Annotated in this window: 25 protein-coding genes; 17 read left to right on the top strand and 8 right to left on the bottom strand. The window is 42.0% G+C overall.

The window, feature by feature from the left end; genetic code table 11:
- The first annotated feature begins 109 nt into the window (after positions 1–109).
- The 7 genes from ulaG (at position 110) to araD (ending at position 5,784) form a co-directional block, all read left to right on the top strand.
- On the top strand, positions 110–1,174 hold the full coding sequence (gene ulaG / locus Q0A12_RS01485; protein WP_291290951.1) for an L-ascorbate 6-phosphate lactonase: 1,065 nt from the start codon (positions 110–112) through the stop codon (positions 1,172–1,174).
- Between the two features lie 63 nt (positions 1,175–1,237).
- Positions 1,238–1,714, top strand: a complete 477-nt coding sequence (locus Q0A12_RS01480) for a PTS sugar transporter subunit IIA (RefSeq protein ID WP_291290950.1) — start codon at positions 1,238–1,240, stop codon at positions 1,712–1,714.
- Positions 1,715–3,187, top strand: a complete 1,473-nt coding sequence (locus tag Q0A12_RS01475; protein WP_291290949.1) for a PTS ascorbate transporter subunit IIC — start codon at positions 1,715–1,717, stop codon at positions 3,185–3,187. It abuts the gene before it with no gap.
- Between the two features lie 37 nt (positions 3,188–3,224).
- Positions 3,225–3,518 (top strand): PTS sugar transporter subunit IIB, encoded by a 294-nt coding sequence (locus tag Q0A12_RS01470; protein WP_291290948.1) that lies wholly within the window; start codon positions 3,225–3,227, stop codon positions 3,516–3,518.
- Positions 3,519–3,580: 62 nt separating this feature from the next.
- The gene (locus Q0A12_RS01465; protein ID WP_291290947.1) at positions 3,581–4,222 is read left to right on the top strand and encodes a 3-keto-L-gulonate-6-phosphate decarboxylase UlaD; all 642 of its coding nucleotides are present in this window, start codon (positions 3,581–3,583) and stop codon (positions 4,220–4,222) included.
- A gap of 1 nt (position 4,223) precedes the next feature.
- Positions 4,224–5,117 (top strand): L-ribulose-5-phosphate 3-epimerase, encoded by an 894-nt coding sequence (locus Q0A12_RS01460; protein WP_291290946.1) that lies wholly within the window; start codon positions 4,224–4,226, stop codon positions 5,115–5,117.
- Positions 5,077–5,784: an L-ribulose-5-phosphate 4-epimerase AraD gene (gene araD, locus Q0A12_RS01455; RefSeq protein WP_291290945.1), complete on the top strand. Its 708-nt coding sequence runs from the start codon at positions 5,077–5,079 to the stop codon at positions 5,782–5,784. Before Q0A12_RS01460 ends, araD begins: the two co-directional genes overlap by 41 nt.
- A 241-nt stretch (positions 5,785–6,025) precedes the next feature.
- On the opposite strand, the gene Q0A12_RS01450 is transcribed toward araD, so the two are convergent.
- From Q0A12_RS01450 to arr, 5 genes are all read right to left on the bottom strand, one after another.
- Positions 6,026–7,462 carry a 6-phospho-beta-glucosidase gene (locus tag Q0A12_RS01450; RefSeq protein WP_291290944.1) on the bottom strand — a complete coding sequence of 479 codons (1,437 nt, stop codon included), beginning with the start codon at positions 7,460–7,462 and terminating at the stop codon, positions 6,026–6,028.
- Between the two features lie 19 nt (positions 7,463–7,481).
- Positions 7,482–8,792: a PTS transporter subunit EIIC gene (locus Q0A12_RS01445; RefSeq protein ID WP_291290943.1), complete on the bottom strand. Its 1,311-nt coding sequence runs from the start codon at positions 8,790–8,792 to the stop codon at positions 7,482–7,484.
- A 243-nt stretch (positions 8,793–9,035) separates the two neighbouring features.
- Complete coding sequence (locus Q0A12_RS01440) at positions 9,036–9,791, bottom strand: MurR/RpiR family transcriptional regulator (RefSeq protein WP_291290942.1); 756 nt, start codon at positions 9,789–9,791, stop codon at positions 9,036–9,038.
- A 48-nt stretch (positions 9,792–9,839) separates the two neighbouring features.
- Positions 9,840–10,766: an ROK family protein gene (locus Q0A12_RS01435; protein WP_291290941.1), complete on the bottom strand. Its 927-nt coding sequence runs from the start codon at positions 10,764–10,766 to the stop codon at positions 9,840–9,842.
- 125 nt (positions 10,767–10,891) lie between these two features.
- Positions 10,892–11,311, bottom strand: coding sequence for an NAD(+)--rifampin ADP-ribosyltransferase (gene arr, locus Q0A12_RS01430; RefSeq protein ID WP_291290940.1), 420 nt, complete (start codon positions 11,309–11,311; stop codon positions 10,892–10,894).
- Between the two features lie 192 nt (positions 11,312–11,503).
- Here arr and Q0A12_RS01425 point away from each other — a divergent pair, with 192 nt between their 5' ends.
- The 8 genes from Q0A12_RS01425 to Q0A12_RS01390 all read left to right on the top strand — a co-directional run bounded on the left by Q0A12_RS01425 (position 11,504) and on the right by Q0A12_RS01390 (position 18,235).
- The gene (locus Q0A12_RS01425; protein WP_291290939.1) at positions 11,504–13,459 is read left to right on the top strand and encodes a PRD domain-containing protein; all 1,956 of its coding nucleotides are present in this window, start codon (positions 11,504–11,506) and stop codon (positions 13,457–13,459) included.
- Positions 13,449–13,904 (top strand): PTS sugar transporter subunit IIA, encoded by a 456-nt coding sequence (locus Q0A12_RS01420; RefSeq protein ID WP_291290938.1) that lies wholly within the window; start codon positions 13,449–13,451, stop codon positions 13,902–13,904. Before Q0A12_RS01425 ends, Q0A12_RS01420 begins: the two co-directional genes overlap by 11 nt.
- A gap of 12 nt (positions 13,905–13,916) precedes the next feature.
- Positions 13,917–15,251 carry a PTS transporter subunit IIC gene (locus Q0A12_RS01415; RefSeq protein ID WP_291290937.1) on the top strand — a complete coding sequence of 445 codons (1,335 nt, stop codon included), beginning with the start codon at positions 13,917–13,919 and terminating at the stop codon, positions 15,249–15,251.
- 11 nt (positions 15,252–15,262) lie between these two features.
- The gene (locus tag Q0A12_RS01410; protein WP_291290936.1) at positions 15,263–15,547 is read left to right on the top strand and encodes a PTS sugar transporter subunit IIB; all 285 of its coding nucleotides are present in this window, start codon (positions 15,263–15,265) and stop codon (positions 15,545–15,547) included.
- Positions 15,548–15,561: 14 nt separating this feature from the next.
- A complete protein-coding gene (locus Q0A12_RS01405) occupies positions 15,562–16,416 on the top strand; it encodes a class II fructose-bisphosphate aldolase (RefSeq protein ID WP_291290935.1) in 855 nt (284 codons plus the stop codon).
- The gene (locus Q0A12_RS01400; RefSeq protein ID WP_291290934.1) at positions 16,406–17,104 is read left to right on the top strand and encodes a triose-phosphate isomerase; all 699 of its coding nucleotides are present in this window, start codon (positions 16,406–16,408) and stop codon (positions 17,102–17,104) included. The genes Q0A12_RS01405 and Q0A12_RS01400 overlap by 11 nt, the downstream gene beginning before the upstream one ends.
- A complete protein-coding gene (locus tag Q0A12_RS01395) occupies positions 17,101–17,616 on the top strand; it encodes a YjbQ family protein (RefSeq protein WP_003127911.1) in 516 nt (171 codons plus the stop codon). The genes Q0A12_RS01400 and Q0A12_RS01395 overlap by 4 nt, the downstream gene beginning before the upstream one ends.
- Before the next feature lie 76 nt (positions 17,617–17,692).
- Positions 17,693–18,235: a GNAT family N-acetyltransferase gene (locus Q0A12_RS01390; protein ID WP_291290933.1), complete on the top strand. Its 543-nt coding sequence runs from the start codon at positions 17,693–17,695 to the stop codon at positions 18,233–18,235.
- A gap of 254 nt (positions 18,236–18,489) precedes the next feature.
- Here Q0A12_RS01390 and Q0A12_RS01385 read toward each other — a convergent pair whose 3' ends face one another.
- Positions 18,490–19,623, bottom strand: coding sequence for a hypothetical protein (locus tag Q0A12_RS01385; RefSeq protein WP_291290932.1), 1,134 nt, complete (start codon positions 19,621–19,623; stop codon positions 18,490–18,492).
- A 274-nt stretch (positions 19,624–19,897) separates the two neighbouring features.
- Between Q0A12_RS01385 and alsS the strand changes: the two genes are divergently transcribed.
- Positions 19,898–21,550 carry an acetolactate synthase AlsS gene (gene alsS / locus Q0A12_RS01380; protein ID WP_291290931.1) on the top strand — a complete coding sequence of 551 codons (1,653 nt, stop codon included), beginning with the start codon at positions 19,898–19,900 and terminating at the stop codon, positions 21,548–21,550.
- Between the two features lie 34 nt (positions 21,551–21,584).
- A complete protein-coding gene (gene budA / locus Q0A12_RS01375; protein ID WP_291290930.1) occupies positions 21,585–22,301 on the top strand; it encodes an acetolactate decarboxylase in 717 nt (238 codons plus the stop codon).
- A gap of 166 nt (positions 22,302–22,467) precedes the next feature.
- On the opposite strand, the gene Q0A12_RS01370 is transcribed toward budA, so the two are convergent.
- Positions 22,468–23,535, bottom strand: coding sequence for a trifunctional transcriptional activator/DNA repair protein Ada/methylated-DNA--[protein]-cysteine S-methyltransferase (locus tag Q0A12_RS01370; RefSeq protein WP_291290929.1), 1,068 nt, complete (start codon positions 23,533–23,535; stop codon positions 22,468–22,470).
- Entirely contained in the window at positions 23,528–24,289 is a 762-nt protein-coding gene (locus tag Q0A12_RS01365) for an isocitrate lyase/phosphoenolpyruvate mutase family protein (RefSeq protein WP_291290928.1), read from the bottom strand. Before Q0A12_RS01365 ends, Q0A12_RS01370 begins: the two co-directional genes overlap by 8 nt.
- Positions 24,290–24,458 lie beyond the last annotated feature (169 nt).

Here is a 24,458-nt window from a genome sequence, read left to right as displayed (position 1 = left end):
GGTAATGTTTATCAAATCATTGTCGTAAAAATACTGCAGCATCCAATTGTATCCCCTTTCAATTCTTTCAGTAAAATCAAATCATAATTAGTACAAGGGAGGAACAAAAATGGCCAATGTAAACGAAATATCGAAAGAAAAATGGGTGTTATCAACCTTTCCAGAGTGGGGGACCTACTTAAATGAAGAAATTGAACAAGAGCAAGTAGCTGAGAACACCGTTTCAATCTGGTGGTTAGGTTGCACTGGAATTTGGCTAAAGAGCCATGAAGGAACGAATATTTTATGTGATTTATGGTGTGGTACAGGAAAAAGAACGCATGGAAATGGACAAATGAAAAAAGGACATCAAATGATGCGCATGAGTGGCGTTCAAAAAATGCAACCGAATTTGAGGACACAGCCTTTTGTCATTGACCCCTTTGCAATCAAGCAGGTGGATGCGTTAATCGTAACGCACATCCATTCAGATCATTTGGACATCAATACTGCAGCAGCCGTTCATCAAAATTGTCCAGAAGCACAGTTTATTGGGCCTCAAGAAGTGGTAAATACATGGCTTCGTTGGGGAATCCCACAAGAGAAAACTGTTGTTGTTAAACCAGGGGATGCAATCAAAGTAGGAAGTGTGACAGTGCGTGCATTAGAAGCTTTTGATCGAACTGCATTGGTTACTTGTGAAGATCCTGAAGTGAAGTTGAAAGGAAAAATGCCTCAGGACATGGATTTGATTGCTGTGAATTATTTGTTTGAAACGTCTGGTGGGACAATCTATCATGCGGGAGATTCTCATTACTCAAATCTCTTTGCAAAGCATGGCAACCAGTACACGATTGATGTCTGCTTAGGGGCTTACGGAGAGAATCCTCGCGGAATCACAGATAAAGTGACTTCAGTGGATATGTTAAGGATGGCCGAATCGTTGAATGCTAAAGTTGTTATCCCCGTTCACTATGATATCTGGTCAAACTTTATGGCCGATCCAAAAGAAATTACCGAGATTTGGAAATTTAAGAAAGATCGGTTGCAGTATAAGTTCAAACCCTATATTTGGCAAGTAGGTGGCAAGTTCACTTATCCAACGAATAAAGATGATCTAGAATTTAACTTCTACCGTGGGTTTGAAGACGCCTTTGTGGTTGATAATGACACGCCGTTCCCATCGTTTTTGTAAAACAGATTCATTTTTTATTGGCAGATTGCTTTTACTGAAAGAATTGAAAGGGGATACAATTGGATGCTGCAGTATTTTTACGACAATGATTTGATAAACATTACCAATCAAGAACCAAAAGATTGGGAGGAAGCCATTCGAATAAGTGGAAAAGTTTTAAAAGAGAAAGAGCTGATCTCAGACCAATATATCGAGGATGTCATTCGAGACGTTCGTGCCTTTGGCCCTTATATTGTCATCGTCCCTAATGTGGCGATGCCGCATTCTTCTGCGGAAAGTCAAGGGGTTTTAGGAACGGGTATTGGTTTGACGATTTTTCCAACCGATATTTCTTTTGAAGAAGGTAATTCAGAAAAAGATGCAAAATTGTTTTTCATGCTAGCTGCAAAAAATCCGGAAGCACATATGGAAAATATTGCAAACTTGTCAGAACTGTTGATGAGAGAAGGAGTGATTGAAGATTTGATGACCGTTCATACGATGGCAGATTTTGAGTCCGTAATGAGAAAGTATGATGAATCAAAGGAGAGAAGGGATTAGATGGAGAAGGTACTAGATTTTTTACTTAGCGCATGGGATTATTTTGCACAAAATATCTTGATGCAACCAGCATTTCTAATTGGATTTATTGTATTGATCGGTTATCTATTGTTGAAACGTCCATTTTATGAATGTGTAGCGGGTTTTTTAAAGGCAACGGTTGGTTATTTGATCTTAACGGTTGGATCAGGCGGACTTGTTAACAATTTTCGACCAATTTTAGTAGGTTTAAAAGAACGGTTTGAATTAGATGCGATGGTAACCGATCCTTATTTTGGTCAAAATGCGATCACTGCTGGAATCGAAGAAACTTTTGGCCGAACATTTGGGGATACGATGCTTTTATTGTTGATTGCCTTTATCTTTAATATTTTGCTCGTTCGTTTCAAAAAATATACGAAGCTGCGAGCAGTGTTCACAACCGGAAATGTGCAGGTACAGCAGGCTGCAACTGCATTTTGGTTACTGCTCTTTTGTTTTCCAGAATTTGGCCGAATTGAAGTTCTACTAGTGATGGGGTTGATTTTAGGCTGTTATTGGGCAGTAGGTTCTAATTTAACGGTAGGAATTTGTCAGGATTTAACAGAGGGAGCTGGGTTTGCAATTGCGCATCAGCAAATGTTTGGGGTTTACTTTTTCTCTCGATTATCCGAACGATTCAAGAAAAACAAATCGAATCGCAAATTAGAGGATATAGAGATGCCTGGTTTCTTGTCAATATTCAATGAAAATATGGTGTCCACATCAATTTTGATGCTCTTTTTCTTTGGCATTATCTTACTAACATTAGGTCAAGATTATTTGATCTCTGCAGGATTTATGGTTGAAGGACAAAGCTTCTTGTTCTATATTCTTCAAACATCCTTGATGTTTGCTGTCTATTTAGCAATTTTACAATTAGGTGTACGTACCTTTGTTTCTGAACTGACAGATTCTTTCCAAGGAATCTCGAACACGATCTTACCAGGGGCTGTGCCGGGAATTGATATTGCTGCAACTTTTGCATTTGGTTCGCCAAATGCAGTGACAGTCGGTTTCTTATTTGGTGCATTAGGACAATTTTTGATGATCGGAATACTGATTCTTTTAAAATCACCAACGATTGTCATAGCTGGATTTATTCCATTGTTCTTTGATAATGCTGCCATTGCTGTATTCGCTAATAATCGCGGCGGGATCAAAGCTGCTTGTATTTTCCCATTTCTATCTGGGATCATTCAAGTTGGAGGCTCTGCATTAATTGCTACTTGGGTAGGTCTATCACAATATGGTGGTTACTTAGGAATGTTCGACTGGGCGACAGTATGGCCATTCTTTACGGTATTGATGAAATTCCTGGGTATTGTTGGAATAGTATTAGTGGTTGTGCTTTTATTGATCATTCCTCAGTTGCAATACAGAAAAAATCCAGAAGGATATTTCTTAATTGTAGATGATTATGATGCTTACGTGAAAAAACAGCAAGAAGTATAAAACTTAAATTTACTAGTGACTTTAGGAGGAAAAACAAATGAGAGTATTGGTATCATGTGCAAATGGATCTGGAACAAGTTTAATGATGATGCGTAGCGTGGAGAAAGCATTGAAGGCAGAAGGAATCAATATCACGATGATTCATCACTGTGCAATTTCAGAAGGAAAAAGTACGGCAAAAAACTATGACGTGGTGTTTACCCCTATGAATTTCATTCATATGTTTGATCAAGCAAAAGATAAGGGAGTAACCGTTATTGGGGTTAAAAATGTTATGTCGCCAAAAGAAATTACAGAACGAGCTCGCGAAGCAGGCTTGCTCGATTCGTAAAAGTCAGGAAATCGAGTAATTTTGCAAGTCATTGAACAAATTGAAAGAAAAAGGTGAGAAAAATGAGTCTTCCCAAATTACAAATTGCCTGTGATCATTCTGAACTGTCCAGTGCTTTAGCTGATGTTAAACATGTGGGGGATGTAGTGGATATTATTGAAGCAGGAACGATTTTACTGTTGCAAGAAGGTGAAAAAGTTTTACGGTATTTTAGAGCATTGTATCCAGATAAAAAGATTGTCGCAGATACGAAATGTGCAGATGCTGGTGGGACGGTAGCTAAGAACTGCGCTGATGCGGGAGCAGATTATATGACAGTTATCTGTGCAGCAACGATTCCAACAATGAAAGCCGCCGCAAAAGAAATAAAGGAAATTCAAGTAGAGCTGTATGGCGACTGGACCTTTGATCAAGCACAACAATGGCTAGATGCTGGGATTTCTCAAGTTATCTATCATCAAAGCCGCGATGCACTCTTGGCTGGAGAAACCTGGGGAACAAAAGATTTAGAAAAAGTGAAAAAATTGGTAGAGATGGGTTTTCGCGTCTCCGTGACAGGCGGTTTAAGTGTTGATACGCTAAAACTATTTGCAGGAATTGATGTGGATACGTTTATTACAGGTAGGGGTATCACCGCTGAAAATGATCCGAAGCAAGCAGCAAAAGCTTTTCAAGCAGAAATAAGACGCATTTGGGGTAATTAAGATGAGTATGATTGGATTATACGAAAAAGCTACACCAAAAGATTTAAATTGGCGAGAACGCTTATTATTCGCCAAAAAATTAGGTTTTGACTTTGTAGAATTATCCATTGATGAAACAGATGCCCGCTTGAAGCGTTTGGATTGGACTCTAGCTGAACGTAAAGAAGTGGTTGAAGCGATTTATGAAACTGGAGTGAAGATATTGTCTTTGTGTTTAAGCGCTCATCGCAGATATCCTCTTGGATCTACTGACCAGCAAAAACGGAAAACGGCTATGTCGATCATGAAAAAAGCGATCAATTTAGCTTCCGATTTAGGTATTCGCTGTATTCAACTAGCAGGCTATGATGTCTATTATGAAGAAAAAAGCTTACGAAGCAGAGCCTTATTCATTGAAAACTTGCAAGAAGCGGTTGCTCTTGCTTCAGAAAAAGGCGTAGTTTTATCCATTGAGATTATGGATGATCCTTTTATTAATTCCATTACTAAATACCTTAAAATCAAAGAACAGATTCCTTCACCATATCTTCAGGTGTACCCAGATATTGGTAATCTTTCTGCCTGGCCGGAAAATGATGTTGGCTATGAATTAGAAAAAGGAATAAGAGAAATTACTCAAATTCATCTGAAAGATACGCTATCAGTAACCAATAATTTTAGCGGTAAGTTTAAAGAAGTTCCATTTGGCGATGGATGTGTCGATTTTGAAGGATGTCTGCGTACCCTTAAAAGATTAAATTACAATGGTTCTTTTGTAGTGGAGATGTGGAGTGAATCATGTGATGATCCAATTGCTGAGATTGAACAAGCAAAAACATTTTTACTACCTAAACTAAAGGAGGCAGGATACCTCGATGGAAGCAACGATTCAAGCGATGAAGCAACGAGTTTATGAAGCAAATTTGTCATTGCCAAAAAGCGGATTGGTTAAGTTAACTTGGGGGAACGTCAGTGAAATCAGCCGAGAACACGGAATAATAGTCATTAAACCAAGTGGAGTAGCTTACAATGAAATGACCGCTGATGATATGGTTGTGACTGATTTAAAAGGAAACCCTATCGATCAGTCCCAATTACGGGCCTCATCTGATCTAGCAACGCATGTTGTCTTATATGAGAAATTTCCAGAAATGAATGCTGTGGTTCATACTCATTCAACAAATGCGGTTAAATGGGCACAAGCAAGACGAGACATTCCAGCATACGGAACGACTCATGCCGACACCTTTTATGGCCCGGTACCTTGTACAAGACAGTTAAGACAGTCAGAGATTGAATCACACTACGAACGAGAAACTGGCAATGTCATCAGTGAAACTTTTGAAAAGCGACAGATTGATCCAACTGCGTGTCCAGCAGTCATCGTATATGGACACGGTCCCTTTACTTGGGGGAAAACGGTAGAACAAGCAGTACAAAACAGTATCATTCTTGAGGAAGTGGCGGCGATGGCAATGGGGACTGAGCTATTGGCGCAGTCAATCAAGCCAATTGATTCCTATCTATTAGATAAACATTTTTATCGAAAACATGGAGCACAGGCTTATTATGGACAAGGATAGAGAAGAGGATCAAAAGAGTTTGCTTATCTTTAGTTGTTGGATAGAAATTTCATTTAAATAGACAAATGGAGACAACTACGAATCATCAGCTGCTTATTTGAAACGACGTATTTAAACCGTTTTCTCTTGCTATGATAAACGAAAAAACGGAAAGGAAATCAAATAAGAACCCATAAAAAAGCGACCACCTGAAAGAAATATCTTTTAGGTGGTCGCTTTTTTTAGAGGATATCAGCCGTGGCTAAAGTTCTTCACCGTTGGTGGCGATGACTCGCTGATACCAAGCAAAGGAATCTTTTTTCAAGCGTTGCAGACTTCCGTTGCCGGCATTGTCTTTATCGACGTAGATCATGCCGTAGCGTTTTTCCATTTCACCGCTGCCAAAACTGACGATATCAATGATTCCCCAAGGGGTATAACCTAAAACAGGTACACCATCTTCTATGATGGCTTTCTCCATTTGCTCGATATGCTGCCGTAAATAAGCGATGCGGTAGGGATCATGGATCGTGTTTTCTGCTGTTAATTGATCATAGGCACCAAAGCCGTTCTCTACAATAAAGAGCGGCAAGTCATAGCGCTGATAGATCGTATTTAAGACATAGCGAAGTCCTACGGGATCAATTGGCCATCCCCAATCCGTCGCGGTGATATAGGGATTACGGACGATTTTTGCGTGAGGGATATCGTCGGTCGGTTGGCCTTCGACGGTTTCTAATGTCGTGATTGTTCCTGACATATAATAGCTGAAACCAATATAATCAACAGTCCCTGCCTTTAGTAAAGCCTTCTCTTCCTCACTGATTTGGATTTTGATCCCTTTTTTCTGCCAGTAAGTTTGGGCATAGGTCGGAATCTTTCCTCTGACGTGGATGTCACTATAGAAGTAACGACGTTCATTGGCTTTGACCGAAGCCATCAAATCTTCTGGCGCACAGGAATAAGGATAGATAGGGACATAAGCCATCATACAGCCGATTTGAAAGTCTGGATTGATCTTCTTTCCTTCGATAACTGCCGCCGCACTAGCGATCAGTTCGTTGACCCCTGCTTGAAAGACTAATTCTTCTTTATTTTCCTCTTCAATGATCATGGCAGAGTTTGTCCAGACATGTAGTGGTTCCTGTCCGTCTGCTTGATTGTTGATTTCATTAAAAGTCATCCAGTAGGTGACTTTGTCTTTGTAGCGTTCAAAGACACATTTCGCAAATTTGACGAAGAGGGGAATCACAGCTTTATTGGCAAAGCCGCCGTAGGTTTCATAAATCGCATAAGGTATCTCAAAGTGAGACAATGTAATGACTGGCTCGATGCCGTTTTTTAATAGTTCGTCAAAAAGATCATCGTAGTAGCGCAGACCCGCTTCATTGGGCTCATCTTCTTCACCGGTTGGAAAAATACGGCTCCAGGAAATGGATGTGCGGAGACACTTTAAACCTAATTCTTTGAATAACTGAATATCTTCTTTGTAGCGGTGATAAAAATCGATCGCTTCATGATTTGGATAATAGAAACCCTCTTTGATTCCTTTCGTGATTTCACGAGGAATCCCATTTCCTCCGGCAGTCATCACATCAGCGATACTCATGCCGCGTCCGGCAACGTTCCAAGCCCCTTCTGCTTGATGGGCAGCAATCGCGCCACCCCATAGAAAATCTTTCGGCAGTTTGCTGCACATATTTCTTTCCTCCTAAAAGTTACGCTTCGATTTTTTGTGAACGGTTTGAAGCGATCACAAATGGTAAGTAGATCAATACGGAAATCGCCAGACAGACCACACCAACGATTGCGGCCACCGCATTTCCGCCTGTCCCTAGGAACAAGTTGATGATCCCCGGTGTGGTCCAAGGCACGCCGATTGCTGGTGTCGGCATGATCGGCCAAACCACGGTCACAAAATAACCCACTAAAATATTCGCCATTGGCGTCAAAATAAAGGGAATGATCATAATTGGGTTCAAGACGATCGGCAACCCAAAAATCATTGGTTCATTGATTTGGAAAATGCCGGGAACTAAGGACATCTTAGCGATTTCCCGTTGTTCCGGTCGTTTTGAAGCAATGAAAATCGCAATGATCAGACCTAACGTCATTCCCGTTCCGCCCATGTTGGCAAACATATCGTTCAATACACCCCATGTTTCTTTGTAAGGGACATCCCATAAGGAACCGCCTTGGTTGATGAAATCTAAGTTAGCCAAATCTTGTTCGGTAAAAATTGCAGAACGAACGGCATTCAGTGTATTTGGTCCGTGAATCCCGATGGAGAAGAGCAATGTTTGTAAGAAGGCTAAAATCAAGACCCCAACGACATTACCGCCTAAATCACGCAATGGGCTTTGGATCCCTTTGTAGATCAATTCATTGATGCCTTCTGGCGCAATCATTAATACCAAGAAATTGATCAATGCAGTAACTGCTACGACGATCACGATAGGAATCATACCAGAAAACGAGCGGGAGACTGCCGGTGGTACCATATCGGGCATCTTGATCTGCAATCGTTTGACTTTGAATAGTTTTGGCAAGAATTCTCCTACCAGACAAGCAACGATCATGGCCACGAATAAACCTTGGGCACCTAAATATTGAGTGGAAATAGCATTGACCCCATCAACAGCAAAAGAAGTTGGGTATAAGATCATAAACGCAGCGATACTGGTCAACCCAACTAATGTCGCATCAGCATCAAAGTGTTTTGCCAAAATCTGTGCGACTAAGTAAGCAATGAAGAGACTCATGATATTGATGGTTCCGTTGGCAACAGACGCCAATACTTGCTGGGCACTTTCTAGATTAGGAAAAATTTTTGAGAGTTGAAATAATTGCACGATAAAACTATCGTTTGAAAATAAGATGTTGTTGACCAAAATAACTAACGAAGAAGAAATCGTCAACGGGAAAATCAACATAAATGCGTCACGAATGGCTGCGACATGCCGCTGGTTATTCAATTTAGTAGCAATTGGAACCAAGGACCGGTCTAGTAGATCATTAAATTTTTGCATAACAGGAACACCTTTCTCTATTTGATGGCCTTATTATAGCGAATGGTTGTCGAAAAAAGTAAGCGCATTCGATTTTAGAACCATATTCTGTCAGGAAGAAATTTATTCCATGAAGGGAACAAGCGGTTACAAAAAAAACACAGAATACAACAGACGAGGGTAGGCTTGCCAAAAGGCTGCTTAAAAAATCGCCTTTTGGTGGTGCATTCTTCGGGGTCAGTTGTTTTCTGTGCTGGTTAATTCCTAGGACGTTGGCTCATCTTGTAAATAGCCGATCAGTGTTTCCACGATGGCGATGGCTGGGAGCTGGCTAGTTAAATCGAGAAAGATCTCTTTGCGCTCTTCTTTGACGGCATATTCGATGGAATAGTCGCACAAATGGGCGAGTGAGCTGTCTTTATTTTGAGTAATGCAATACTTTTGAGCAATGGCTTTATTGGCTAGTCCAGTAATGACTTCGATCAATTCTTTTGTTTCACCGGAAACACTCAAAAAGACCAGAACGTTTTTTTGATCGGCTCGCAAGAAACTACGGATCGGATACGTCAGTTCATCGATACTGATGCAGAAATAACCAATATTAGCGAGCTTGCGGGCGGCGTATTGCGCAATGGCACCGGATGCTCCCATCCCCATAAACAAAATACAATCTGCTTCTCGCAGCGTTTGCGCCATCTTCTTAATTTGGTATTCCACATCGGGATGAAAAATCGTCATATTCAATCCATGAATCCGTTCTTCAAGGGACAACTGTTTTTGATGTTCTTCATAATGGACTTTTTCCAAATGGGTCTTGATATAAAAGCGAAATTCAGGGAATGAATCGAATCCGACTTTTTGAACAAAACGAAAGACCGATGTGGAAGAAACGTGGGCATCATCTGCAATATCCCGTACCCGCATATAGGGGACTTTTTCTAAATTATTGACGATAAAACGATAAATCTCTTGTTCAACTGAAGACAATTTGTTTAAGTTCAAATGCTGAAAAACGGCCATAAATCTTCCTCGCTATCTCATCAGAGTATATGACGAGTATACCATGATTTAGCAAGTCAGTTGCCGATGAATCTGATAAACTGCGCCAATCAATCCAGCATCATTTTGCAATTTGGCAGGCAACACGGGAGCAATTGTTTTTCCCCGTAAATAGTTGATGGCAGCGTGTTGTGTTTCGACAGTTGTTAATGTCTGCTGCAGTCGTTCAAAGAAATATGGGTTGGCACTGATACCACCGCCAATCAAAATGGCTTCTGGATCGAAACAACTGATTAAATTGATCAGCCCGACGGACAAATCGGTTAGGAACTGTTGGGTCACTGCTTCTGCTAATGCTTCTCCCATCTGTGCCCGCTGAAAAATTTCTCGCGCATCTGTCGTCGCTTGAAATTCCGTTAGCTGACTGCCTTTTTGATTGTAGATTCGGACTAAGCCATCAACAACTGCGGCTTTACGATTGATGGAAACTTCCTCACTATTCCCTGTCTTAGGTAACGCGTCGATCACCATCCAGCCAAATTCCCCCGCCATACCATGGGCACCGCGATACACTTGATCGTTGATCACGATTCCTCCGCCAACGCCAGTTCCTAAGACAAGACAAAGATAGTTGGAGAAGGATTGGGCATTGCCGATCCATTTTTCTGCGATGGCGGCGGCATTGGCATCATTCTCGACAGAAACTGGCAAACCACAGCGTTCTTCTAATGTGGTTTTGAAATTTTCGCCATACAATGGTTTTATGGCGCCAGCGGTCAGCATCAAGCCGTCTTTTTGCACGATGCCCGGCGCACTGATGCCAATTCCTGTGATCGAGTAGCGGCTCTGCGCTTCTCTGATAATGGTCGTTAAATCTTGATAGAAAGACTGGGGATCGTAGTTTGTCGGGAGTATATTTTTTTCCAGAATGGCGCCTGTTTCATCAAGAACCCCATATTTGATTGTTGTGCCGCCAATATCAAATCCTACATACATCATTATTCCTACTTTCTTTTTTAATCAATCCATTCCTTTTCTGTATTGTAGCACTGCACTTATTGGAATATTTTTCTTTTTGACGGCAAGGAAAAGGGGGTGGCTTTACCGGGCTAAGGAACCTGTCAATCGATGATTTCGGCTTTTCCATCTTCGGCAAGCTGCTGCAGGTGGGATAACATCTGTTGAATCACTTCTTCGGGATGCCGTTCCCAAACCCCTAATTCTGCTACGACCTTTAAAGGAAAAGCCGAGCGGTAGGAACGGGTTGGATTGCCAGGGAAGCGCTTATCGGTCAAGTTTGGGTCATTTTCAAAGGTGCCGATTGGTTCAACTAAATAAATTCTTTCCTGTCCGTTTCCTTTGGCTAATTCGGCTCCCCATTTGGCAGCATCCAATGTTGCCGTGAAGTAAATGTAGTTGGAGATCCGTCCGGCTTCAAAGTTGGATTCTTTTTTTGGTTCCAGTAATTCGCCTATTTTCAGTGATGCTTTGGTGCCATGAAAAAAAGGTCCTCGGTCTAACGCCTCCATTGTGTTTTCCATGTCGTTCATCCTTTCTATTGGGCTTCGTTTTCTTTAGGATACAAGAATCTATTCCGTTTGCAAACTCCGCTGTTTGTGAGAAAAGTCGAAAATGTAAGAATTACCAGATTAATGTGGTAGTTAGATATTATTTACTCTTAGAGGAATATTCCCTAATATATAGTCAAGGAAGCGCTTCCTGGAGGTGATCAAATGGAATTAAGCAGAAGAGAAAAAGTGCTGTTGCAGTTGTTATTGGCACAAAAGGAATTTAAGCCGGCAGTTTTTTTCCAAGAAAAGCTCTATGTCTCTTTAAAGACCGTTTATACTGATCTGGCGAATTTGGAAGAAAAAATCAACACCTATGGATTGACCGTTTCACGCTTACCTAGAAAAGGGGTCAAGCTGGAAGGAAGCCCAGAGGCAAGGGAAAAGGCCTATCAGCTCATTGTTACGGAGAAGACAACTGTCGACGAATATTCGCCTGAATATCGGAAATTATTTCTTTTTGCCAATTATTTCTTTGCCAAAAAACCGATGCACTATCAAGAATTTGCAGATTACTTCTATGTGAGTTATCAATCGATCAAAAAAGATGTAGATGAGATTTTTACTTTTTGCCGTACAAAAAATGTTGACGTAGTGATGACTACAAAGGGGCTGAAGTTAGAAGCGGAAGAATCGGTTCAACAGGCAACCTTTAAATCTTTTCTGGAGAAGTACACTGATTCAGCAAGACTGGATCATGCGGCGATCCAATCCTTGTTTGAGCCAAAAATCGTTGCATTGACTGCAACATTGATCTCGGAGCTTTCATTGACCCTCGGGCGTCAGTTAAATAGTTATTTTGTTGAATCATTGACAGTTTCATTAGAAATTTTTCTTTCCCGTATTTGTTTAGGCATTCATTTGGAACAACAGGAAAATCTTGTTTTTGAAAAAATAAAGCAAATGAAGCTTTATATGGTGGGGGTTTCTTTTTCTGAGCGAATTGAAAAAGAGCTCGCCGTTTCTCTAGTAGATACCGACATCCAATATCTTTGTTCGTTGCTTTTGGCCCACGGGATTGAGCCGTATATGCAGATCACCGAAAAAAGAGAAGCCAATGTCATTCAGGTTACGGAAGAAATGATTGTCAAGATGTCTCGCTTATTGGATACAGATTTGACGCAAGATCATTTGTTGCTGCAGGCCTTACTTTCTCATATCGTCCCAATGATTCATCGTTTGCAAAATGGGATGCTGGTCAAAAATCCATTGTTGAAACTGATCAAGAAACAATACTCCACCATGTTCACATTGACCAAATATGCGATTGGTGCGTTAGAAAAAAGTTTTGCTTTATCCTTAACGGAAGATGAAGTCTCCTTTCTGACGATTCATTTTCAATTGGCATTTGAAAAAATCAAAGTCACCAAGCACGTACTGATTGTCTGTAATTATGGTTTGGCAACGTCGGAGCTGATTTTTAACCGCATCAAACAGACGATTTCCGCAACAACGGTTTTGGAGATCATCAGTAAGGAAAAGCTAGCAAGTACCTCCTTGGAATCGGTAGACCTTATTATCTCAACGGTTCCTTTAGAGGCAGTGTCGCCTCCGGTGCTCTATGTTTCGCCGCTACCGTCTACCGAAGAAATAGCGATGATTTCAGCCAATCTTTCAAATATCAATGAAAATGAAAAGAAGTTCCACTCTGCCAAATATCAGTCGTCAAAACTGTTACAAAAGTATTTAGATCCCGCATTTTTGTATATCAACCAACCCTTTGGCACAAAAAAAGAAGTTTTGGATTTTCTTGCCGAGAGTTATTTGAACCATCATTTAGTTACGACTGATTTTAAGCAATCACTTTATGCACGAGAGGAATTAGGCAGTACGGGATTAAAAACCGGGGTTGCGATCCCTCATGCGGATCCGCAAACGGTCAAAACAACTAAGCTAACATTTGTGACACTACCTAAAGCCATTAAATGGGGAGACACCGAAGTTCAATTAGTCGTTCTCTTGGCAATCGCTGAAGAAAATATGTCAGAAGCAAAAGAATTGATTGCGTCTATATACGATTTATTCAACTCTCCTGAAGAAATACGATGGGTGGTTAGCAGTAAAAGTCGAGAAGAGCTTTATCGTAAACTTGTAAAAGGAGGGAATCCGGATGTTTTTTGACCAACAGATTGCATTACTAAATAAACAGGTAAATTCTAAAGAAATGGCGTTTCAGATGCTGACGGATGAGTTTTTGAAGAATCAATGTGTGACGGAAGAATACTTTGAGAATGTGGTGAAAAGAGAAACGATTTTCCCCACTGGATTGATGATCAATGGGATCGGCGTAGCCATTCCCCATACGGACAGCCAGTATGTAAAAAAATCGCAAATCGGGTTTCTTTCCTTAGCGACTCCGTTGCCATTTATTGAAATGGGAACGAGTGATAAGGAGATTCCAGTTTCGCTGATTTTCATGTTGGCTTTGAAAGAGCCCCATGAACAATTGCAGATGCTGCAAAATTTGATTGAAATGTTTCAAAAGAAGGGTGTTTTAGAGAAATTAAAAGCTATCCAACAAGTGGAAGACTACTTTCATATTCTTCGACAGTATGGATTGCAATAAGGAGGGTATATCATGTTGAATGCGTTACAGTGGTTCGTTGATTTAGGATCAATCGTGGTACTGCCGATTCTGATCTTTATTTTTGGTCTTATTCTAGGAACAAAACCAAGCAAGTCCTTTACTTCGGCATTGACCGTCGGTGTTGGTTTTGTCGGTCTGAATCTTGTCATTGATTTGTTAAGTAACAGCTTAGGCCCTGCGGCCCAACAAATGGTTGAACGCTTTGGTTTGAACCTGACGACCATCGATGTCGGTTGGCCAGCGGCCGCTGCCATCTCTTACGGAACGATTTTAGGAAGTTTAGCGATTCCGATCGGTGTCATTTTGAATGTACTATTGATTATCGTGGGATTGACAAAAACATTGAATGTCGATATCTGGAATATCTGGCATGCGGCGTTCATTTCTTCATTGGTTTATGCTTTGACTGGCAACTTTGCGATGGGGATCGCTGCCACAGTCATCTATCTGATGATGATTCTTTTGATGGGGGATATTTTAGGCCCAATCATCAATAAGTTTTATGGTTTCCCAAATATCACTTTCCCTCATGGTACCGCGGCACCGGGATTTGTTTTTGCCCTACCAATGAACTGGTTATTTGACCGGATCCCTGGTTTGCGGGACTGGAAAGCTGACCCAGAATCGATCCAAAAACGTTTTGGCGTGTTTGGTGATTCAACAGTAATGGGCTTTATGATTGGTTTGATTATTGGGATTTTAGCTGGTTATGATGTGGCAGGCACGGGTCAATTAGCGGTGAAAACCGGAGCCGTGATGGTACTTATGCCAAAAATGGTGGCACTTTTAATGGAAGGGCTTACGCCAATCTCTGAATCTGCCAATGAATTTGTTAAGAAACGTTTCCCAGGACGCGAGCTTTATATCGGGATGGATGCAGCACTTTCTGTCGGTCATCCAGCTGTCTTGTCTTCGTCATTGTTACTTGTACCGATCACCATATTGTTAGCAGTTGTTTTACCAGGAAATACAACACTGCCTTTTGGTGACTTAGCAACGATTCCGTTTCTTGTTTGTTTAATGGCGGCTGTTTTTGGCGGAAACATTATCCGCACGGTAATTGCCGGCACCATCTATATGACCAGTATTTTGTATATCACTTCATGGGTGGCTCCCCTTGTAACTACTGCTGCCAAATCAGCGAACTTTGATTTACAAGGAAATTCAACGATCACTGCACTGGCAGAAGGTGGTCTATGGACAACTTGGCTTTATGTAGGCTTAACAAAAGTCTTGAGTTGGGGCGGACTAGCGATCATCGGAGCTATCGTCCTGATTGGTTTGATCTATGTCAATAAAGTGTTACCGAAAAAACAAAATGCCTAGGAGGAAGAATCATGAAAAAACTATTGATTATGTGTGGAACCGGAGTGGCTACTTCAACGATTGTGACAAATAAAGTCAAAGAATGGTTAAAAGAAAAAGGACTGACCAATGAAGTGAAGCTGTATCAGTCCAAAGTAGCTGATGAAATGAATAAAATCGATGATTACGACATTGTGATTAGTACAACGGTAGTTCCTGATTCCATCAAGGACAAAGTCATCATGGGTTTGCCACTATTGACGGGCATCGGCACGGAAGAAATGTATGGGGAAGTTGAAAAGAAAATCAGAGGATAAAGGAGACTTGTATCATGCTTGTTACAACAAAAGAAATGTTTGACCATGCGGAAAAATACAATTATGCCATTCCTGCTGCCAACTTTTTTGATCTGGATAGCGCCCGCACCTACGTTGAGACGGCTGCACAGTTGAAACGGCCGTTGATACTGGCTTTTGCTCAATCTCATATGGATATGCTGAGCTTGGAAGAAGCAGCCCTGATCGGCAAGTATTTAGCCGAAAAAAGTGCCTTCCCAGTGGCGTTGCATTTGGATCATGGGCAAGATGAGGCAGTCATCAAAGAAGCGATTCGCTTAGGATTCACTTCCGTTATGATCGATGCCTCAGAAGACCCTCTTGAAGAAAATATCCGACGTTCCAAAGCAATCGCTGATTATGCCCATCAATATGGCGTAGTGGTCGAAGCAGAAATCGGCCATGTCGGCTCTGGGGGCAGTCTGGAAGCAACAGGACTTTCTGATTCGATTTATACCGATTTCCATGAAGCAGTAAGATTTGCGGAACAAACAGCTGTCGATTCACTAGCTGTTTCAATTGGCACAGCTCACGGGCATTACCGAGGTACACCTAAGATCAACTTTGACGTATTGAAGGAGATCCACCAAGCGATTGCGATTCCGCTTGTCTTACATGGCGGTTCTTCTTCTGGTGATGGCAATCTTGAAAAATGCGCGCTAGGCGGGATTCGCAAAATCAACATCTTTACCGATTTTGTCACTGCTGCAATGACTAAGATTCAAGAGCAGCAGCCAGCGGACTATTTTGAACTAAAGAAAGCAGCGAATCAAGGAATGTCAGAAACGCTCGCCCATTACTATCACGTTTTTCATACAGGGATTCAGGAGGGAGCAGAACATGGCGCATAAACTAAGGACACCATTCTTTGTGGTTAATCCCAAAGCCTATTTATATGGAGAAGAATCACTCGCACTTGCCAAGGCTGCCGATCAGTTAGCGGATGAATATGATATCGACATTCTATTCACGGTACAGCATGCAGATGCCGCAACGATCAAACAAGCGACCAAGCATTTGTTTATTACGGTCCAACACATCGATGGGATGACAGTCGGACGGGGCATGGGCTACATTTTGCCTGAGTCTGTAGCGAATGTCGGTGTTTCGGCAACCTTTCTCAATCATGCCGAGCATCCCCTGACCTTGGAAGAACTTGCGAAGGCCATCAATCGAGCAAATGAACTCGGCTTAGTGACGATTGCTTGTGCCAACTCGCTGCAAGAAGCCAAAGCAGTAGCTGCTTTGCAGCCAGATATTATGGTTTGTGAGCCAACCGAATTGATCGGTACCGGTCAAACAAGTGATGTTTCTTATATGGAAGCAACCAATCAAGCGATTCGTGCCATCAACAAAGAAATCAAGATTTTACAAGCAGCAGGTATTTCAACAGCAGCTGATGTGGCTAAAGCCTTGCGATCAGGTGCTGACGGAACAGGGGGAACCAGCGGCATCGTCTGCGCGCCAGATCCGCAGCAAGTTTTAGCGGAAATGATTGCTAAAGTAGCGGAAATAAGAGAGGAGGGGATCGAAAGATGAAATTCGCGAAAGAACAATTAACGTTGACATCCAATGGCAATCGGGTGTCTTATCACAACATTACCCAAGAAGTGAAGGATTTTGTAGAAAGAAGCCAAATCAAAAATGGCATCTGTTTGGTTCAGTCTCCTCATACAACCTGTTCGGTGATTTTTGAAGAATTTATGCATGACACCGATTTTAATGGAGACGAATTTTTACAAGTGGACTTGAATCGGATTCTTGATAAGCTAGTACCAAGAGAACTTTCCGAAAATACGAATTATCGCTACCCGGGACCAAAACATTTGGAATTTCTCATGAGCTTGGATGATCCCAACTATCCAACAGATCCAGCAACGATTTTAAATGGCGATGCCCATATCCGTTCTTCCTTTTTCGGGGCAAGCGAAAGCTTTATCTTACACGAGGGGAAACTGGAAATCGGCTCTGTAGGGTACATTTATTTCGTGGACTTTGACCAAAACCGTGTAAGAAATCGGACCTGCCATCTGATGTTGATGGGAGAATAGAACAATCAATAGTGGCAAATGGCTAGTGCAGCTGTATTCTGTAAAGCTAAGGAAAACAGCGAACGCTTGAGCAAAAATGCGTTATAATCAAAGAGACAATGAAATTTACGGAGGGATCAAATTGATTATTCGCCCCATGCTAGCTAGTGATTGTTCAGCAATCGATCAAGGGTTTCTTGCACAACAATGGCCTAGCCGTCAAGCTACATTAGAGAGGTATCTTCAAGAACAGAGCCAGGGGCTGCGACAAGTCTTTGTTGCGGAAGACGGGGGACAGATTGCAGGTTATACGACATTGATCCCCCACGCAAAAGCCGGTCCCTTTAAGAACGATGGCTATCCGGAGATCACCGATCTAAATGTCTTTCAACATTTTCAGCGACAAGGAATCGGGGGAAAACTGCTTCAAGCTGCAGAAGCACAAGCCAAAACCTTTTCGTCTGTGATCACCATTGGTGTGGGGCTTCATTCTGGTTATGGTCCTGCACAGCGACTGTATCTAAAAAATGGGTACTTACCTGACGGCTCTGGGGTCTGGTTTGAAAATCAAATCTTGGCAATGGGCGCTTCTTGTTACAACAATGACGATCTTGTGCTCTATCTTTCTAAATCCTTTTGACAAGCAACTAGCGCACAGCATGCCCGTTTCATCCAGCAGCCCTAATCTGCGACTATGCTTTAGAAAATACAAAAAACGTCAAAGCTAGAAGAATACTAGCTTTGACGTTTTTTTTACAATTAAACAAGCTTTGATGCATCTCGGCCGTACTAGAAAGAATAGTATGACCAGCAAACTGATTCTATAAAACCAGCGTTCTTCCCGTTGCTTCGCGACAGAGCGCTGGTTATTCTCTAACTCATAGTTCAGAAAAATCAGAAGCATTTCTTGCAAGGTGTCAATCCTTTGCTTAGCGCTTCGGACAATGTTACGGAGAAATATGTCCCATTGCCGCATTTGTGGGTATGATATTTTGCCCCGGTTTTGGTGATCATGACATATTCTTCTGCTTGATTGCTTGTGTCTTGATTGGATTGGCTGGCTTGATTGGCTTGCTGTTCAGCAGCGGCTTGTCGTTCTTGTTCCGCTTTCGCCAGCTGCCGCTCTTGTTCTGCTATTGTTTGGCGGACAGCTTCAGCTCGCTGCGTTAATCCCTCATTTGCAGAAGGAAGCTGAGCGATTGCTGAAGTGGCAGCGGATAAGTTTGCTTCTGTTGGCTCTGCTTCTGCTTTTTCGACTGCTTTGACTGCCTGTGCTTGTAGCTTCTCGTGTGCTTCTTTTTCTGCGACTTTTGTTTGCAGCGTGGTTAGTCGGTCATCAAAGTTTGCTTTGTTGGCACTTGCTGCTACAAGTTTGGTTGCTGTCTCAAGATCTGTTCTGCTCAGACTTTGTTCCGCTTTTTCTAATGCACTGGCAATTTGAATATGATCCTGAAGGAGTGATAAGCGCTGGTCGTAGTCCTCGTATGTTTTACTAAGAGAGTGAACCAGCGTTGCCGCTTCATCATAATTTTTTTGCGTAGGGTCAGCCTCTGCTAACGCCAGCGCAGTTTCAACCTGTTTCGTCAGTTCTTTCTCTGCTTTTTCCGCTTCCAGATAAGCCACAAATTCTTTCGACGGCTTGATCAAAACCTCTTGTTCTTTTTTTTGATCCTTTAAGACGGCTTTTACCACAACATTTTGCTCGTTGTCATCTTGCAAGTGAACCGTATAGCGAAATGAACCATTGCTGTTTTTGACGGTTTCCCCATTGATAGTCAAGACTGCATCGGTGGTTGCTTCGCCTTCAATCGTCGCTTTTCCTGATCCATCTGTTTCTACTTCCGGTGAAATAACGGCTAAAGACAAACTGCTTGGAGATAAAATAGCGCCAGCAATAAATAGAATAACACTACCACCTAAAATATACCCTAATCGTTTCTTCGGTCGTCTCTTGACGACAGCGATAATCAACGAAATACCGCTTACAATTACCGCTATAAAACTAATTAAACTAATCCATATACCCATAAACACCCTAATTCCTTTCTCATTTTTTTGATTTTATTATAACATGGTTTATTCAAAAAAATATGAGAAGAATAAAACGAAAAGTGCAGATGATAACATTTTTTTGTACAAATAAATTTTTTTAGAAAAAATGGGATGCTGCCAGCGAGAAAACGGTTCCTTTTTCTTGGTAGTTTTTAATACAGATTTCAATAGTGTATTATTCTTGATAAATAAAAGAAAAATGCTATTATTAGGTTAGTCATTAATACAGATTTTGAAAAGAGGTAGTACAGTGAGTAAAAAAGGTTCTGAAATTATTGTTGAAAGTTTAGAAAATCATCATGTCCCTTACATTTTTGGGATTCCCGGTGCGAAAATCGATGGTGTTTTCGATACATTAGAAGATCACGGTCCCCAATTGATTTTGGCACGGCATGAACAAAATGCTGCGTTTATGGCACAAGCTATTGGACGCTTGACTGGAGAACCAGGAGTAGTCATTGCTACAAGCGGCCCAGGCGCCAGCAATTTAGCAACGGGGCTAGTGACTGCCACAGCGGAAGGCGATCCGGTCGTAGCATTGGCTGGGCAAGTGAAACGCTCTGATTTGTCTAAACTGACCCATCAAAGTATGAACAATGCTGCTCTCTTTACGCCGATAACCAAATACAGCACAGAGATCCAAGATCCAGAAACACTGTCTGAAAATATCGCCAACGCATTTCGAATCGCTAAAACTGCCAAAAAAGGTGCTAGTTTTCTTTCGATCCCGCAAGACGTAACGGATGGTCAAGTTGAAGGAAGTGCTATCAAACCCCTCTCTGCGCCAAAACTAGGTCAAGCGGATTCAGAGGATATTGAGGATCTCGTCGAACGAATCAAGGAAGCAAAACTACCGGTTTTATTAGTGGGCATGCGAGCTTCTGCTGAAAGAGAGACGGAGGCCATTCGTCATCTAGTAGCAAAAACCGGCTTGCCAGTCGTGGAAACTTTTCAAGGAGCAGGGATCATTTCTCGTGCTTTAGAAGATCATTTCTTTGGCCGTGTGGGCTTGTTCCGGAATCAGCCAGGAGACATGCTGTTAAAACGAAGTGATTTAGTGATCGCAGTAGGGTATGACCCAATTGAATATGAAGCCCGCAACTGGAATGCTGAAAAAGATGCGCGGATTATTGTGATCGATGAAGTACCGATGGAAATCGATCCCTACATGCAGCCTGAAGTGGAGCTGTTAGGCAGCATTGCCAAAATCATGGAGCAATTGACGGAAGCCATTGACCACTATACGCTATCTGGGGATGCTCAGAATTATTTAGCTACGTTGCAAGAAAAATTGACGGAAAAGCAAGTAGAGACCCGTGGGGCAGAACGGACCTTGCATCCGTTGGAAATCATCGATACATTGCAGCAAAAAGTCACAGATGAGATGACCGTTACCGTGGATGTCGGCAGCCACTATATTTGGATGGCGCGTCATTTCCGCAGTTATGAACCTCGTCATCTATTGTTTAGTAATGGCATGCAGACACTAGGTGTGGCATTGCCCTGGGGAATCGCTGCGGCATTGGTGCGGCCGAATACTCAAATCATTTCTGTATCTGGTGATGGGGGCTTCTTATTCTCTTCACAAGAATTAGAAACAGCCGTTCGTTTGAAACAAAACATCATCCATCTTATCTGGAATGATGGAACTTATAACATGGTGAAATTTCAAGAAGAAATGAAGTATGATCGTGCATCGGGTGTCAATTTTGGTCCAGTAGACTTTGTCAAATATGCGGAAGCCTTTGGAGCAAAGGGACTACGTGCCACAACAAAACAAGAATTGACGGCCGCCATCGAAGAAGGATTTGCAACTGATGGTCCAGTCGTCATTGATATTCCGGTGGATTATTCCGATAATGCCGAATTAGGCAAGACGATTTTACCGGACCAATTTTACTAAGAGTATTTATTTTACTAATTAAAGGAGCTTCATGATGAACGTGAAAAGCAAAAGTTATGTATATCAACACGGAACTTTAGGTGGATTGATGGAAGATTTGATGGATGGCACCGAAGAAATCGGCAAGATGCTGACCTATGGTGATACAGGAATCGGGACATTAGCTGGTTCCAATGGGGAGATCATTTTCTTGGAAGGCGTGATCTACCATGTCGATGAAACAGGACAGGTGAAGCAGTTGACTGGAAGTGAAACGACTCCTTATGCGGCAGTGGTTGATTTTGCCGCAACGGATCAGATTACTTTTGGCGCAGAAGCCACGGATGAAGAAGTCAAAGACAAACTATTAACAAGCATCAGCCCAAATCTGTTTGCGGCCATCAAGCTTCATGGGATGTTTGATACGATGCACGTGCGAGTAGCACCTAAACAAGAAAAACCTTACCCAAAATTCGTTGAGATCATTCAAAATCAACCTGAATTTACGGCGACAGAAATAGCAGGAACCATCGTCGGCTTCTTTACCCCAAAACTTTTCCACGGCGCTGCAGCTGCAGGTTTCCATCTGCACTTTATTAGTGACGATCATCAGTTTGCTGGCCATGTACTGGATTTTAGTTTAGTCAGCGGTGAAGCAGAAATAATGGAAGCAGCCGAGTTTCGGCAACATTTTCCCATAGAAAATGCTGAGTTCTTGCAACGGGAAATCGACGTGGAAAAAATTGCTCGGGATATCGAAGAAGCAGAATAAGGACAGCCATCTGTGATCCCTCGGTCCTCAACGGCCTAGTCTCAGTGAATCACACATATAAAAGCATCTGCAACGGAAAGCATGAACTAACAAGCCCGTACAGCGTGAAGACCCTCAGGCCTGAAACAGCTTGTTAGACATTGCTTAATCGGTTGCAGATGCTTTTTTAACTTGCGACAAGGGCAGAAGCCATTTTTTTCTCGTGTTCCAATAACCATTTTTTTCGTTCAATACCGCCGCCGTATCCACCTAATTGTCCGGCACTAGTGATGACGCGGTGGCAAGGAACCAAAATAGAAAGTTGATTTTTGCCATTTGCATTGGCGACAGCTCGCGAGGCATTTGGATTCCCGACTTTCGCTGCTAGTTGTTTATAAGAAAGTGTTTCCCCAACTTCAATTGCGAGCAATTGCGCCCAGGTTCGTTTTTGAAAGTCCGATCCGACCATTGCCAGGGGAATATCAAAGGTCATACGTTTGCCGTCAAAGTATTCAGCTAATTGATCTTGTAACTGGCTCATCACGTCTGTTCGCTGAGGAATGATCGCTGCATTCAATCGTTTTCGCAACGTTAAAATCTCGTTTTCTAGGCCCCGACGATCGACAAATTCCAACAAATAAAGTCTTTCCTGATCACTAATTGCCAACATAGACCCTAACGGTGTTTCCAACCAAGCCGACGAAAGGACCATGACCGTCTTATTATTTGAAGGCAATGTCCCCATGATTTTAGAAAACGCATCTCTAAATCCGTTTCCGGAATAAAAGCCGCTGTCCAACTGAGCTTGGATCAATGGTTCTCCTTCACGGATCTGTTTAAAGGCGATCCCTAATCTGCGAGCACGGGAATATTCAATAAAGGTCATGCCAAATTGTTTTTTGAATTGCCGACGAGCAGTATTCGGATGAATCGCTAAATGCTCAAAATCTTTATCGGTCCATTTCTTTTCTGGATTTTGTTCAATCGCCTCCACGAGCATTTTGACATCTGCTGATAAATTGCTGGGTGCGCTCAGTGGGTGACATCTTTTACAAGGACGATAGGAGGCTAGCAAAGCCTCTTGTGCATTGGCAAAAAATTCACAGTTTTTCTTTAATGGCTTTTTGGCTGGACAAGTGGGACGGCAAAAAACCCCAGTCGTTTTGACTCCCACATAAAAAATACCTTCGTAATGAGAGTTCTTTGCCACTAGCATTTCATAATACTCATCAATCTGTTTTGTATCACTAATCATGTTGGTTCCTCCCAACTTGGGCTAGTCTTTGACGAAAATCAGTTGCTGCTTGGAAATAAGAAGTAGGGCCATATGAAATTCGGCTGACCCCTAACCCGATCAACGTGTCGATGTCAGGGGATTGCTCGGTATACATCACATTGACCGGTAGTGGCGAGTGACGAACAAAATAATCGATCAAATCGGCATGGTTCAATCCAGGGATGAAAATGCCATTTGCTCCAGCTTCACTATAAGCCTGTGCCCGTTTTAACGCAAGGTTACAGGTTTCGATGGTTGGCTCACTGTATTTAAAAAAAACATCGGTCCGAGCATTGATAAATAGAGACTGGTGATTTTTTTGACAAAACTGGCGGATCGATGCGATTTTTTTTGCTTGCTCTTCTAAATCGATCAGCTCATAAGTAGCCGTATCGATGCGTTGATCTTCTATATTGATTCCCGCAACACCGATGTCCAAAAGAGTTTGGATCGTCGTTAACACATCTTCGCCATAGCCAGTTTCGATATCGACAGTGACAGGTACCTGGACTTCGCGGCAAATATTTTTTATTAGGAGAAAAAGCAGTTCTCGGGGGATTTTTTCGCCATCAGGATAACCGAAGGAATCGGCGATGGCATAACTGGAAGTGGCGATCGCAAGTTGTTCGCTTTCTTCAAGTAAACGAGCGGTAGCAACATTCCAGCAATTGACTAAAATCAGTGGTTTCTTTGGGTTGTGCATTGCAGCGAATGGTTCGGTGTAAATGGTCATCAGAATCTTCCTCTCTTTATTGTCTAAGGTGAGTGTAATGGAAACAGAAAAGGGCGATACCAATAAAATTAACACCAATCTTTCGATTCCCAGACACTTTTGAGGAATCAAGGAAAAAATCGGACCGGATCGCTAACAAATTAGCTGTTCAAAGAATCACTTGGCATCA

It is taken from the genome of Enterococcus sp. (assembly GCF_022711995.1).
Lineage (GTDB): Bacteria > Bacillota > Bacilli > Lactobacillales > Enterococcaceae > Enterococcus_D.
The sequence above is the reverse complement of the archived record's forward strand: the minus strand, read 5'-3'. Positions and strand labels throughout refer to the sequence as shown.